This is a genomic window from Brevundimonas sp. (assembly GCF_003248455.1).
Taxonomy (GTDB): domain Bacteria; phylum Pseudomonadota; class Alphaproteobacteria; order Caulobacterales; family Caulobacteraceae; genus Brevundimonas.
This window is the reverse complement of sequence record NZ_QFNM01000042.1, coordinates 17,235-30,303: the sequence shown is the minus strand read 5'-3', so window position 1 is coordinate 30,303 and position 13,069 is coordinate 17,235. Positions and strand designations below refer to the sequence as shown.

The 13,069-nt window shown below is 69.8% G+C and carries 15 protein-coding genes; 8 read left to right on the top strand and 7 right to left on the bottom strand.

The genetic code is table 11. The annotated features are described in order from the left end of the window. Both DI624_RS14215 and DI624_RS14210 read left to right on the top strand, forming a co-directional pair. On the top strand, nucleotides 1–615 hold a 615-nt coding region (locus tag DI624_RS14215), incomplete at its 5' end, for a HAMP domain-containing sensor histidine kinase (protein ID WP_291539793.1). A 50-nt stretch (nucleotides 616–665) separates the two neighbouring features. Beyond that, on the top strand, nucleotides 666–1,544 hold the full coding sequence (locus DI624_RS14210) for a hypothetical protein (RefSeq protein ID WP_291539791.1): 879 nt from the start codon (nucleotides 666–668) through the stop codon (nucleotides 1,542–1,544). A 27-nt stretch (nucleotides 1,545–1,571) separates the two neighbouring features. Here the strand turns inward: DI624_RS14210 and DI624_RS14205 are convergent, their stop codons facing one another. The 5 genes from DI624_RS14205 to DI624_RS14185 are packed head-to-tail and all read right to left on the bottom strand — an operon-like array spanning nucleotide 1,572 to nucleotide 5,465. Then, on the bottom strand, nucleotides 1,572–2,759 hold the full coding sequence (locus tag DI624_RS14205; protein WP_291539789.1) for an acetyl-CoA C-acyltransferase: 1,188 nt from the start codon (nucleotides 2,757–2,759) through the stop codon (nucleotides 1,572–1,574). Nucleotides 2,760–2,804: 45 nt separating this feature from the next. Beyond that, nucleotides 2,805–3,764 (bottom strand): flavin reductase family protein, encoded by a 960-nt coding sequence (locus tag DI624_RS14200; protein WP_291539787.1) that lies wholly within the window; start codon nucleotides 3,762–3,764, stop codon nucleotides 2,805–2,807. Next, nucleotides 3,754–4,374: a DUF1190 domain-containing protein gene (locus DI624_RS14195; RefSeq protein ID WP_291539785.1), complete on the bottom strand. Its 621-nt coding sequence runs from the start codon at nucleotides 4,372–4,374 to the stop codon at nucleotides 3,754–3,756. Before DI624_RS14195 ends, DI624_RS14200 begins: the two co-directional genes overlap by 11 nt. Nucleotides 4,375–4,378: 4 nt before the next feature. Then, a complete protein-coding gene (locus DI624_RS14190) occupies nucleotides 4,379–4,792 on the bottom strand; it encodes a DUF350 domain-containing protein (RefSeq protein WP_291539783.1) in 414 nt (137 codons plus the stop codon). 25 nt (nucleotides 4,793–4,817) lie between these two features. Continuing rightward, a complete protein-coding gene (locus DI624_RS14185; protein WP_291539781.1) occupies nucleotides 4,818–5,465 on the bottom strand; it encodes a YjfK family protein in 648 nt (215 codons plus the stop codon). A gap of 138 nt (nucleotides 5,466–5,603) precedes the next feature. Here DI624_RS14185 and DI624_RS14180 point away from each other — a divergent pair, with 138 nt between their 5' ends. The 4 genes from DI624_RS14180 to DI624_RS14165 all read left to right on the top strand — a co-directional run bounded on the left by DI624_RS14180 (nucleotide 5,604) and on the right by DI624_RS14165 (nucleotide 9,204). Next, the gene (locus DI624_RS14180; protein ID WP_291539780.1) at nucleotides 5,604–6,287 is read left to right on the top strand and encodes a YjfI family protein; all 684 of its coding nucleotides are present in this window, start codon (nucleotides 5,604–5,606) and stop codon (nucleotides 6,285–6,287) included. A gap of 16 nt (nucleotides 6,288–6,303) precedes the next feature. After that, complete coding sequence (locus DI624_RS14175; protein WP_291539778.1) at nucleotides 6,304–7,044, top strand: PspA/IM30 family protein; 741 nt, start codon at nucleotides 6,304–6,306, stop codon at nucleotides 7,042–7,044. A gap of 3 nt (nucleotides 7,045–7,047) precedes the next feature. Continuing rightward, on the top strand, nucleotides 7,048–8,214 hold the full coding sequence (locus DI624_RS14170; protein WP_291539776.1) for a glutathionylspermidine synthase family protein: 1,167 nt from the start codon (nucleotides 7,048–7,050) through the stop codon (nucleotides 8,212–8,214). Nucleotides 8,215–8,310: 96 nt separating this feature from the next. Beyond that, nucleotides 8,311–9,204: a hypothetical protein gene (locus DI624_RS14165; RefSeq protein ID WP_291539774.1), complete on the top strand. Its 894-nt coding sequence runs from the start codon at nucleotides 8,311–8,313 to the stop codon at nucleotides 9,202–9,204. On the opposite strand, the gene DI624_RS14160 is transcribed toward DI624_RS14165, so the two are convergent. Further along, entirely contained in the window at nucleotides 9,201–9,959 is a 759-nt protein-coding gene (locus tag DI624_RS14160; RefSeq protein ID WP_291539772.1) for an alpha/beta hydrolase-fold protein, read from the bottom strand. The two genes, DI624_RS14165 and DI624_RS14160, sit on opposite strands and share 4 nt — an antisense overlap. A gap of 50 nt (nucleotides 9,960–10,009) precedes the next feature. On the opposite strand from DI624_RS14160, the gene DI624_RS14155 reads away from it, so the two are divergent. Together DI624_RS14155 and DI624_RS14150 are read left to right on the top strand one after the other, a co-directional pair. Continuing rightward, nucleotides 10,010–11,080, top strand: coding sequence for an iron ABC transporter permease (locus DI624_RS14155; RefSeq protein WP_291539770.1), 1,071 nt, complete (start codon nucleotides 10,010–10,012; stop codon nucleotides 11,078–11,080). Then, on the top strand, nucleotides 11,077–11,847 hold the full coding sequence (locus DI624_RS14150) for an ABC transporter ATP-binding protein (protein ID WP_291539768.1): 771 nt from the start codon (nucleotides 11,077–11,079) through the stop codon (nucleotides 11,845–11,847). The genes DI624_RS14155 and DI624_RS14150 overlap by 4 nt, the downstream gene beginning before the upstream one ends. Before the next feature lie 85 nt (nucleotides 11,848–11,932). Here the strand turns inward: DI624_RS14150 and DI624_RS14145 are convergent, their stop codons facing one another. Beyond that, complete coding sequence (locus DI624_RS14145) at nucleotides 11,933–13,036, bottom strand: YncE family protein (RefSeq protein WP_291539766.1); 1,104 nt, start codon at nucleotides 13,034–13,036, stop codon at nucleotides 11,933–11,935. Nucleotides 13,037–13,069 lie beyond the last annotated feature (33 nt).

Sequence of the window (13,069 nt, the reverse complement as noted above, 5' to 3'; positions counted from 1 at the left end):
TACGCCGCCGACATCCTGAAGTCGGGCCAGCATCTGCTCAGCCTGATCAACGACATCCTGGACATGGCCAAGATCGAGGCCGGCAAGATGACCCTGCACTGCGAGCCGGTGTCCTTGCGCGAGGTGTGCGAGGACGCGGTGCGCCTGATGCGCGGCAAGGTCCAGGAGGCGGGGCTGAAGATCGCGGTCGAGGCCGGCGACCTGCCCGACATCCAGGCCGACCACCGGGGCGTCAAACAGGTGATGCTGAACCTGATCTCGAACGCCGTGAAGTTCACGCCCGAGGGCGGCTCCATCGTCGTGTCGCTGAAACCGTTCGTGGGACCGGCGGGCGAGGATCGCATCCGCGTATCCTGCGCCGACACCGGCATCGGCATCGCGCCCCAGGACCTGGAGCGCCTCGCCCGCCCCTTCGAACAGGTCGAGGGCCAGCATTCCAAGACCACCCAGGGCACCGGCCTGGGCCTGGCCCTGACCAAGTCCCTGATCGAAATGCACGGCGGCCAGCTGAGCATGGAAAGCCAGCCGGGCGTCGGCACGGTCGTCAGCTTCGACCTGCCGGTAAAACGCCCGGACCAGACGGTGCAGCCGATCCGGGCGGCGTTCGCGGCTTAGGAATCGTTCGCTCTATTGCAGATTGAAGCGATGCGGATCACGTTCGCGCCATGATCATCAAAATTTGCACATCATTCGTCATCGCCGCGACGGCGATCGCCGCGGTGGGCTCTGTAAGGGCGCAGGCTTCGGACGCGCTAGCTACAATTGCGGTGACAGGCGACCCCTATTACACGCTGCCGCATGAGATCGTGATTGAACCTGACACCCAACAAATCGGGCGAACCCAGCAGGAGGTAGAGGGGCGGACCTGGCGAGCCGTGAGGTCCTCCGAAGGGCGAGTCGACAGCATCACCTCAGATCAATGCCCCGCCCTTCGTAACGCCGCTCTGGCGTTCGGCAGCATAGCCCGGCAGGCGTTGAGGGCCCCTTCCTTGGCCGTCGCATCAGATCCCATCCCGATGGGGCCCACTATGAAGGATGGCTTTTCATCGGCGGTGACGTTCACTGCACTTCAGCGGGATGGCGCGAGGGTCGAACTGACGGCCAAGGGCGGAGCCTACACCCGGTGGGGCCACGAGACTGTCGCAGCACTGCTTGAGTGCTGGGCGCCGCTGATCCCTCCACCGCCTGCTGACCTGACGCCGCTGCAGCTTTTAAGCGGCTTAGACTTGAACTCATTCCGCAACTCGATTGGCCCTTCCAGAACCGACGGCTTGAAGCGTCCCAGCAACTTGGGCTTCGGACGCGTTGTAAACCGCGACGACGGCGTAGCCCTGGAACGCCCCGGCGACTGGATCATCGGTTTGCGGATTATTCGATGGACTCCAGAAGGCTTCATCGTCTGCTTTGCAGACACAGCCCTGAACGGCGGCTCCTATAATGCGCGCAGCAGTCTGCGGCTCACAAACGATGGTTTGGGCGGCTTCAAGGCTGAAGAAATGCTGTCGCCCGATCCCACTTGCTTGCCTAGCCCAGGTCAGGGCTGACCAGACGCCAAAGCCTGATCGGCCCCTTCAAACCAACTCCACGCCCATCGCGGTGGCTTCGCCGCCGCCGATGCACAGGGCGGCCATGCCGCGGGTCTTGCCGTGGGCCTTCAGGGCGGACAGCAGGGTGGTCAGGACGCGGGCGCCGGAGGCGCCGAGCGGGTGGCCCAGGGCGCAGGCGCCGCCGTTGACGTTGATCTTGTCGTGGGGGATGCCGAGTTCCTGCATGGCGATCATCGGCACGATGGCGAAGGCCTCGTTGACCTCCCACAGATCGACGTCGTCGGCGCTCCAGCCCGCCTTCTTCAGCGCCTTCTGCAGGGCGAACACGGGGGCGGTGGTGAACAGGTGCGGCTCGTGGGCGTGGGCCGCCTGGCTGACCACGCGGGCGACCGGCGTCAGGCCAAGGGCCTCGGCGGTGGACTGGCGCATCATGACCAGGGCGGCGGCGCCGTCCGAGATCGAGGCGGCCGAGGCGGCGGTGATCGTGCCGTCCTTGCCGAAGGCGGGCTTCAGATTGGGTATCTTGGAGGGGTCGGACCGGGTCGGCTGTTCGTCGCGGTCGACGGCGACGGGGCCCTTGCGGGTCTTGACCTCGACCGAGGCGATCTCGGCGTCGAAGGCGCCCGTTTCCTGGGCGCGCTTGGCCCGGCCGGCGCTTTCGGTCGCATAGGCGTCCTGCTGCTCGCGGGTGAACTGATAGGCCTTGGCCGTGTCCTCGGCGAACTGACCCATCAGCTTGCCGGGTTCATAGGCGTCCTCCAGCCCGTCCAGATACAGGCTGTCGGAAATGACGTCGTGGCCGATGCGCGCGCCGCCCCGGTGCTTCTGCATCAGATAGGGGGCGTTGGTCATCGATTCCATGCCGCCCGCCACGATCACGTCGGCCGAACCGGCGGCCAGGGCGTCGCGCGCCATCATCGCCGCCTGCATGCCCGAGCCGCACATCTTGTTGATGGTGGTCGCCTCGGTCGAGACGGGCAGGCCCGCCCCCATGCCCGCCTGACGCGCCGGCGCCTGGCCCAGGCCCGCCGGCAGGACGCAGCCCATGATGATCTGCTCGACCTTGGCCGGGTCCAGCCCCGCCCGCTCCAGCGCCGCCTTGACCGCCACGGCGCCCAGGTCGGTGGCCTTGGCGTCGGACAGCGCGCCCTGGAAACCGCCCATCGGCGTGCGGGCGTAGGAGACGATGACGACGGGATCGGCGGACGACATGATGGTTTCCTCTCGTTTGCGGCGACAGATAGCGATCCGCCGCGATCAGGAGAAGTGCAGCCGCCGATACTTGCCCCGGAAATACAGCAGCGGGTCGCGACGCGGCTCGAACCGGGCGCGGGTCACGCGGCCGATGATGACCAGATGGTCGCCGGCCTCGACGATCCGGTCCGTGGCGCATTCGAAACTGGCCAGGGCGCCCGACAGGATGGGGACGCCGGTGTCCCATGTCTCCCAGGCCACGTCCTGGAAGCGGTCGCCCGAGCGGGCGAAGACGCCCGAGGTCGGCTGCTGGCCGATATGCAGGACGTTGATGGCGAAATGTTCGGCCTGGCGGAAGCTTTCGACGTTGGTGGACGACCGGGCCAGGCAGAACAGGATCAGCGGCGGGTCCAGCGACACCGAGGAGAAGGAGTTGGCGGTCAGGCCGACGGGCTGGCCCGTCTGATCCCGCGTCGTCACCACCGTCACCCCGGTCGCGAAACAGCCCAGGGCGTCGCGCAGGGTGCGGGGGTCGGAGCCGGCCAGGTAATGCAGGGCCTCGCGCGGGGCCTGGCGCTCCAGAAAGCCCAGGATTGCGGCGTTCTCGGCCTCGGCCTGGTCCGGGTCGTCTCGCCGGGCCGCCGTCAGCAGCGGCAGGTCCAGGGCCGCCAGCTCGGGCCGGGCTTCGGCGTCCGCGTGGGAGGGCGGGTCGGACGTCACGACCACCAGGCCGCTGGCCAGGGCCGGGCCCGTCACCTGCAGGGCCGGGATCACCGTCGGCAGGCCGGCCTGCGAACAGATCAGGGCGGGCCGGGACGGCAGGTCGGTCAGCAGCCGTCGCAGCGCCGCGGCCTCGTCCTCGCTGGCGGCGGGGGCGACCACGACGCGCCGTCCCGCCTCCACCAGGGCGCGCACCGACCGGCGCCAGTCGGCGAACAGCGATTCGGGCGCGCCGATCAGCAGGACGATGGGGTCCTCGGGGTCGCCCCAGCCCTGAACGTCCTGGGCCGCCCTATCCGCCATAGGCGCGCCCGCCGCCGCCGAAGCCGCCGCGCGAGACGACGGTGGTGCGGCTCTGCACCCGCGCCGGGGCCTGGCGCGCCACGTCGCCGTGCTCTCGCGCATTGGTCAGGGTCTTGCCGGTGCGATAGTCGCGGTAGGCGTAGCCGCCGCCATAGCCGTTCGACAGCCGACCCTCGCGGTCGCGATAAAGCGGACCGCCGCCGCGATAGCCGCCGCCGTTCAGCATCTGGCCGACGATGAAGCCGGTCAGCAGCGGGGTGAAGAAGGAGCCGCCTCCCTGATTGTTCGGCTGGCACTGGGACGGCCCCCACTGGCCCTCGCACTCCTCGCGGGTGGCGTAGCGCGGCGCGGTCTTGGCGGCCTCTTCCTGGGCCTTGGCCAGGGCGGCGTCGCATTCGTTGTCGGGAATGTCGTTGGCGGCCCTGCATTCGTCCAGCGACTGATAGGCCAGGGTCGGTTCGGGCTCGGGCGCCGGGACGCGCTGGGGCGAGCCGCAGGCGGCCAGCGAGAAGCTGGCGGTCGCCATCAGGCTGCTGACGTGCAGGACGCGCGATCGCTTCAGCCGGCGCATGGTGTCGGTTTTGGCCAGGTTCTGGGGAAGATCGGTCATGGGTTCACGACGTCATGCAGGCGGCGTTGAGCAGGCCGACGCAGATGGAGATGGAGGCCAGATAGACGGCCGCGGCGATCTCGCCCGCCTCGATGCGGACGACCAGATTGCGGAAGGCCATGCGGCTGATGGCGACGAAGACGACGATCTGGATCACCCCGGCCAGCAGGGCCCAGGCGGCGAACTCCATCAGGCTGACCGTATGCGACAAGGCCGAGGCCAGCGGCAGGACATAGCCGATCAGGGCGCCGCCCAGCGCAATGGCGGCGGCCGTGTTGCCTTCGCGGATCAACGTATGCTCGTGATAGGGCGTGACCCACTGGTAGATCAGCTTGAACGCCAGGGTGAACGCGCCCGCCAGGACGAAGGCGATCAGGAAGGCGATCGCCCCCTGCTGAAAAATGAACCAGTCGAACATCGGTCTTGCCCCTCGGATTGCGCGTTCAGGCGCGGAACTCGGCCATTTCCAGCGGAATGCCGATCATGATTTCGTGTGTGGTGTCGCCGCCCTCGGGCTGCTGCTCCAGGGCCAGCATCAGTTCGCGACCGCCGCCCAGCTCGCGCGCATAGAGCATGCAGGTCTGGAAGATTTTGGCGTAGGGCGTGGTCGCGGCGCGGTCGTCCCAGATCGTCTCCCAAAGGGTGACGGGCGGCTGGATCGCGTCGCTCTCGGCGAACCAGAAGCGGGGATAGTCGGGCAGCTCCTCGGCCGCGCCGTGAAACACCGGCGCCGACAGGCGGTCGCGCCAGATGCGGCGTTCGCGCTCGCCCGGCGGATAGGCCGAGGTCCAGGGCGTGAAGAGGCTGAAGTCGTAGGATTCCAGCCCCGCCTCGTCGTCGCTCATGGCCTGAAGCATGACGTGGTCGTCGGTATAGAAGCGATGCACGAACTGGCCGCTGTCCAGGCTGACCAGCCCCTGCGCCGAGATGTCCAGCACGTCGCGATCCAGGGTGAAATGCGTCTCGTCGCCCAGCCGGCGCCAGGCCAGCGGGTCCAGCGACACGGTCCGGCCCACGGTGATGTTGCGCACCGTCGCCAGCCGATTGGCGGGCGGCGCTTTCTCCGACGATCCGAAAAGCTTCTTGAACATGGGCGACTATCTAGGCCCGATGCGCGCCGACGGCGAGCGAACAGCGACGATGCGACCGAATGAGGCGGTTCATGCCGCGACATTCGGTCCGATCTTGCGCTAAGTCAAGCGTTCATGTTACGTGTTTCATGTAACGACATGCCAGCCGCCGCCCCGCCCCTCTCCTCCGCCGCCAACGACCGCATCCGTGCGTGGCGACAGGCGCGCCGCGAGGCGGGCCTGGTCAAGCTGGAGCTTTGGGTGCCTGCTTCCGCCCGCGACGACGTCAAGGCGGCCGTTCGCGCCATCGTCACCGATTCCACGCGCGGGCCGCAGCTTGCCGGCCGGCCCCGCCAACCTGCTTCCGATGCCATCCCCCCTGGAGACCACCACCAAATGGACGCCGTGATCGAAACCCCCTGGACCGTGCCCGCCATCAAGGCGGCGCTGGACGGGTCCGCCCTGCTGCGCGAGGGCGAAATGAGCCTGCGGGTGCTGGAAGGCGCCGAGCCGGTGCTGCTGGCCACCATGCACGAATACGGCGACCTGCCGGTCTATCTGAGCGTCGGCGGCGCCCAGATCGTCTGTTCGGTCCTGCTGTGGCCCGTGTCGGAACAGGCCGACCGCCACGCCTTCAACGAATTCCTGCTGAAGGCCCAGCGCGTAGTGCCGCTGTCCAACTTCGCCATCACCAATGTCGGCGGCGAAGACGTGTATGAGCTGATGGGCGAACTCTCTTGCAAGACGACGCTTCAGACCATCCTGATCGAACTGCGCACCCTGGCCGAGAATGCGATCGACGCCACCGAATTGCGTGAAACCTTCGGCGCCGACGCCGCCTGATCCCGGAAGACCGACCATGTCCATGCTCAGAAAACTGTCCGCCCTGTTCCGCGGCACGGCCCACGATGCGGCCCAGGGCGTCGTCGACGCCAACGCCCTGAAGATCCTCGACCAGGAAATCCGCGACGCCGACAATGCTCAAGGCAAGGCCCGAGACGATCTGGCCGGCCTGGTGGCGCGCCGCCGCATGGCCGAGAACGAAATGGCCAGCTTCCGCGACCAGATCGCCAAATACGAAAGCTCGGCCCGCACCGCCCTGGGCCAGGGCAAGACCGACCTGGCCCGCGAGGTCGCCGGCCGCATCGCCGAGCTGGAGGTCGAGATCACCAGCCGCGGCCCCCTGATCGAGGACATGAAGGCGGCCGAGACGCGGCTGCGCGCCGCCATCTCCGCCACCGACCAGAAGATCGAGACGCTGCGTCGCGAGATCGACATCGTCAAGGTCAACGACTCCGTCCAGCGCGCCCAGACGTCCGTGGCCCTGAACTCGGCCGGCGCCCAGTCGCGCATAGGCTCGGCCGCCGACAGCCTGCAACGCATCAAGCAGCGCCAGGCCATCCAGGAGGAGAAGCTGAACGCCAGCCAGGCCCTGGAAGACCGCCGCACCGGCGCGGACCTGGACGCCAAGCTGCGCGAGGCCGGCATCCTGCCCGGCCATTCGTCGGCCGACGATGTCCTGGCCCGCCTCAGCCAGCCGGAGGTGACGGTGGTCACGCCGCGCATCGGCCAACAGGCGCCCGACAAGGACCCGGCCTGACCCATGGAGCGTCTGCGCCTCGACCCCCGCACCGACTGGGACGCCAAGGCCGAGGAACTCGGCTTCACCTGGCGCCATACCGACGGCCAGCCTTATTGGGACGAGACGGCGGCCTACGCCTTCTCCCTGGGCGAGATCGAGGACGGGATCGAGGCGCCGACCGAGGAACTGCACGGCCTGTGCCTGGACCTGGTCGACGAGGCGGTCCAGTCCGAGCGGCTGATGGAGCAGCTCGATATTCCCGAGCCGATGCGGGACTATGTGGCCGACAGCTGGAAGCGGGGCGACCCGTCCCTGTATGGCCGGTTCGACTTCGCCTATGACGGCCAGGGGCCGGCCAAGCTCTACGAATACAACGCCGACACCCCGACCAGCATCTATGAGACGGCGGTGTTCCAGTGGCTGTGGCTGGAGGACCAGATCAAGGCCGGCGTCCTGCCCGCCGACGCCGATCAGTTCAACAGCCTGCACGAAAAGCTGGTCGATCGGTTCCGCGCCATCTTCCCCGACGGCGGCTTCGTCCATTTCGCCTCGGACCCGGATTTCGTCGAGGACCGGCAGACGGTGCGCTTCTTGGAGGACCTGGCCCGGCAGGCCGGGCTGGAGCCGCAGTTCGTCGCCATCGAACAGATCGGCCTGAACGAAGACGGCCGGTTCGTGGATCACGAGAACTGGATCATCCAGGCGCTGTTCAAACTGTATCCCTGGGAGCAGATGCTGCGCGACGACTACGCCGCCCCCCTGCCCACCGCCGAGGTCACGGTGCTGGAGCCGGCGTGGAAGAGCCTGCTGTCCAACAAGGCGATCCTGCCCCTGTTATGGGAACGCCATGCGGGCCACCCCAATCTGCTGGAGGCCTATTTCGAGGGCGATCCGGCCGAGAACGCCCTGGGATCGTCCTATGTCCGCAAGCCCCTGTTCTCGCGCGAAGGCGACAACGTCGAACTGATCGACCGGGGTCTGAGCGGGGCCGAGGTGGTCGACGGCGGCTATGGCGAGGGGCGCTGGATCCGCCAGGCGCTGCACGATCCGCCCCTGTTCGACGGCAATCACGCCATCGTCGGATCGTGGGTGGTCGGGGCCGAGCCTGCGGGGATCAGCCTGCGCGAGGACAAGGGTCGGATCACCCGCAACACCTCGCGTTTCGTGCCGCATTTCATCCGCGACTGAGCCGGACGTCGCGCCGGTCGGCGTGGAAAGGGCAACCAAGCCGGGCGACCGTCGTTCTTTCGGCTCGAAACCGGAACGACGAAAAGGCTTCTTTCCATGACCCCTATCCGCCCTGCTCCCCTCCGCATCGGCCTGGCCGGCGCCGGCGCCCTGGCCCTGACCCTCGCCGCCGGGGCCGCCCCGGCCCAGACGCCCGCCACCAATCAGGATCGGCTCGGCGCGGTCGTCGGCGCCCTGTTCGGCGACCGGCTGGGCCTGTCGGCCATGGACCAGGCCTGGCTGCGCGGCGGCCGGCCGCTGCGTGACGGCCAGACCCAGTTCACCGGCCGCGTCGACGCCGGCGTGCGCGCCGGAACCGTGTCCGCCTCGGCCGCCACGCGGTTGCGGGCCGACTACACCGCCCTGGTCGATCTGGAGAACCGCTACGCCGCCGACGGCATCTCCGCCCAGGAGCGCGCCGATCTGAACGCCCGCTACACCGCCTTGACCCAGACGCTGGATTCGGGCGCCGTCGGCTATGGCGAGACCGACGCCGTGGCCGAAGGCCGCGCCGCCTTCGACGCCCGCGTCGATGCGGCCGTGACGGCGCGGCGGCTGACCCGCACCGAGGCCACGCGGCTGAAGGCCGACTATCAGGCCCTGATCCAGGTCGAGAGCCGCTACAAGGCCGATGGCGCGATCAGCGCCGCCGAGCGCGCCGATCTGGACGCGCGCCTGGATGCGCTGGACCTGCGGGTCGGCGACGGCCCGGCGGGCCAGAACGGCTCCGCCGCCCTGCCCGCCCGAACCCGGCTGGCGAATCTGGAGACCAGTCTGGCGGCGGCCGAACGCGCCGGCGCCGTCACCCGCGCCGATGCGGCCGACATCCGCGTGGAACTGGGCGATCTGACCCGGCTGGAGGCCGCCTATGGCCGCACGACGCCGTCGTCGGACGACACGGCCTATCTGACCCGCCGCATCGGCGAGCTGGAAAGCCGCGTCCGCCGCTAAGCGGACCCGGCCTGCGCCACGCCGCTGGCGTGGCGCAGGATGTCCGGGATCAGGGCGAAGGGGGCCGAGCCGTGGTCGGCGCCGGGCGCCTGGGTGAAGACCGCGCCGCCGGGTTTCTCGGCGACCCAGGCGGCGATCCGGGCGCACATGTCGCGGGCCGTCTCCGCCCCGCCGCACCCCACCATCAGCGAAGGCGAGGCGATGTCGGCGGGCGGGGTCGTCCACCACAGGGACGGGCTGACCGCGACCCAGCGGGCGAACAGGGCGGGATTGGCCCGAAGCGTCTCCAGCACGAACAGGCCGCCCAGGGAATGGCCGAACAGGGTAGTCCGCGCCGGGTCGATCGGGGCGGCCCGACCCAGCATCGGCAGCGCCTCCTCCACGATAAGATCGCGCAACGCCTGGGCGCCGCCGGACGGCACGGCGGCGTCAGGACCGGGGCGCCCGGTGAAGTCGCGCGCGCGCTGATCCGCGAGCGCCCCCTGGTCCGGCCGATGGCCCAGGCCGGCGACGGCCATCGGAACGACGCCGGTCTTGTCGGTCCGGTGCGACAGGGCCGCGGCGGCGCCGGCCAGGGCGGGGAAGAACCGACCGCCGTCCAAAGCGAGCAACAGGGGCCAGGCGCCCGGCGGCGGCGCCCCGCCTGGCACGGCCAGCATCAGGTCCAGCGTCCGGCCGTCCGGCCCGGACAGCGGACGAACGCGCCAGCCCGGCGCGGTCCAGGGCGTCCAGGCGGAAAGAACGTCGTCGGTCATGAACCCTTCCTAGCCCATCGGCGCGGCCTGTTGTAATGCGACGCATTCCGATGATGGACATTTCCCTTTCCGCCTCCGACGCCGCGCTCCAGGTCCTGGGCCGGCACCGCCGCCTGCGGCTGCGCCGCCAGCTGCTTCTGGCCGGGCTGGCGGTCGCCTGCGGGCTGGCGCTGTGCCTGGACGCCGCGACGGGGCCGTCGGGCCTGTCGGCCTGGCGGATCGTCACCGGCATCGTGCGGCCCGACCTGCTTAGCCCGTCGGAGGCCGCCATCGTCTGGCAGATCCGCCTGCCCTACGCCCTGACGGCGATCCTGGTCGGGGCGGCCCTGGCCCTGTCGGGGGCCGAGATGCAGACGGTGCTGAACAACCCCCTGGCCAGCCCCTTCACCCTGGGCGTCTCGTCGGCGGCGTCGTTCGGCGCGTCCCTGGCCATCGTGCTGGGGCTGGGCCTGCCCTTCATCCCGGCGGACGGGGTGGTGGCGCTGAACGCCTTCGTCTTCGCCTTCGGATCGGTGCTGCTGCTGCAGGCCCTGGCGCGGGCGCGGCGCGGCGGGGTGCAGAGCATCGTCCTGTTCGGCATCGCCCTGGTCTTCGCCTTCAACGCCCTGACCGCCCTGGTCCAGTTCGTCGCCTCGCAGGAGGCGCTGCAACAGCTGGTGTTCTGGACCATGGGGTCGCTGTCGCGGGCCAGCTGGCGCTCGGTCGCCGTGCTGGCGGCGGTCGTCGTCCTGACCCTGCCCTTCTCCTGGGCGGCGGCGCGAGCCTTGACGGCGCTGAGGCTGGGCGAGGACCGGGCGTCGAGCGCGGGGGTCGATGTGGCGCGGTTGAGATTCTTTTCGCTCTTGCGCGCCAGCCTGCTGTCCGCCGCCGCCGTGGCCTTCGTCGGCGTGGTCGGTTTCGTCGGCCTGGTCGGGCCGCACATCGCCCGGCTGCTGGTCGGCGAGGATCACCGGCTCTATCTGCCCGCCAGCGTGCTGAGCGGGGCGCTGTTGATGTCCCTGGCCTCGGCGGCGTCCAAGACCCTGGTTCCGGGCGCGCTTCTGCCCGTCGGGGTGGTGACGGCGGTGATCGGGGTGCCGGCCTTCCTGTTCCTGATCTTCCGCAGCGGGGCGCGGGGATGAGCCTGGTCGTCCAGCATCTGACCGCCCGCTACGGCGACCGCGCCATATTGTCCGACATGGCCTTGCAGCCGCTGGCGGCGGGTCAGGTCGTGTCCCTGATCGGGCCGAACGGGGCGGGCAAGACGACCCTGATGCGGGCCATCGCCGGGCTGACGCCCGCCTCGGGCCAGGTGTTGCTGGACGGGCTGGACCTGAACCGGATGTCCATCGCCGAGCGGGCCCGGCACGTCGCCTACATGCCCCAGACCCTGCCCCAGGACGTGGCCCTGACGGTGCTGGAGACGGTGATCGCCGCGCTGGAGGCCTCGCCCTCGGCCGCCGGTTCGGCCCGGGCCGAGGTGCGCGCCCTGGCGGCGCTGGAACGGGTGGGGGCGGTCGATCTGGCGTTGAAGCGGCTGGACCGGCTGTCGGGCGGCCAGCGCCAGATCGCCGCCCTGGCCCAGGCAATGGTGCGCCAACCGCGCGTCCTGCTGCTGGACGAACCGACCAGCGCGCTCGATCTGCGTCACCAGTTGGAGGTGTTCGGCCTGGCCCGCGCCTATGCGCAGGAGAACCAGGCCGTCGTGGCGATGGTGCTGCACGACCTGCAGGCGGCCGCGCGGGTCTCGGACCGGATCGTGGTCCTGGCGAACGGTCGGGTGCAGGTCGAAGGCAGCCCCGCCGAAGCCGTCACCCCCGCCGTCCTGGCCGACGTCTGGCAGGTGCGCGCCCGCGTCGAACCCTGCGCGCGCGGCCAGATTCAGGTGCTGGTGGACGCGGTGCTCTGAACCGCAGGCGCCGACGCCCCGTCGGGGCGTCGACGCACTTGTTTGGGTCAGCCCTTGGCTCAGGCCCTTGGATCAGACCCTTGGATCAGGGCCGGATCAGGGTGACGGTGTCGCCGGCCGGATCGACCGGGACGGGCGTGCCGGCCGGGGCGTTGCGCGGCAGGCCCCGCGCCTTGTTGGTCACATAGACGGCGTTGGTCGCCGGATCGATGGCGATGGTCTGGGGGAAGGTGCCGGTCTGGAGATTGGCCAGGACGGCGTAGTCTGCGCCGTTCACCACCGTCACCGTGCCCGCCTGGCGGTTGGCGACATAGACCTGATCGTTTCCGGGATTGTAGGCGACGCTGAGCGCGCCCTCGCCGGTCGGCACCTTCCTGATCACCGCGCCGTCGGCGGCGTTCAGGACGGTCAGGTCGCCCGTGCCCTGGCTGGCCACGAACAGACGGTTCCCGCGCGCGTCGAAGGCGACGTTGGTGGGCTTTTCGCTGCCGGTGGGCCAGGTTCCGGCGGACTGGCCCGTCGACAGGTCGATGACGCCCACGTCGTTGGAGCTCATGCCCGTGACGAACAGGCGGTTGTTCCGGGCGTCCAGCGCTGCGCCGGTCAGGCCGCCAACCGGGGCGGCGATCTTGCGCTCCAGGGTGTTGGTCGCGCCGTCGACGACCCAGATCTGGTTCGGGCGGCTGGCGTCGTTCGCCTCCCCGCCGACGACGGTGACATAGGCCTTGTTGCGCGCCTCGTCGACGATGACCTCGCGGACGTGGGCGGAATCGTCGTCGCCGTCCTTGATGGTGGCGACCAGACGGCCGGTCCTGACATCCACCACCCCGACGGAGCCGGAACGGGTCGCCGTGCCGTAAAGCGTCTGGGTGCGGCTGTTGAAGCCCAGGCCGTAGAGCGGGTTGGCCGAGACGTCGATGGCCTGGCCCGGCGTCAGGTCGGCGCTCAGGCGGGCGATGGCGCCGCGCGTCTCGCCGCGCGGGCCGACGGCGGCGACCAGCAGAGTGCTGTCGACCGGGTTGAAGACGATCTCGTACAGGCCGCCGGGCTCGACCTTGACCGACTTGACGATGCTGGGCGCGCCGGCGCTGGCCGCCGGCTGGGCGAGGACGGCCGTATGGGCCAGGGCGGGCGCGGCCGTCGCGGCCAGCAGGGCGGCGGCGGCGACGGCGAAACGAACGGAGGTCATCGGCATAGTCCTTCTTCGGTCTTCGGGGAATGG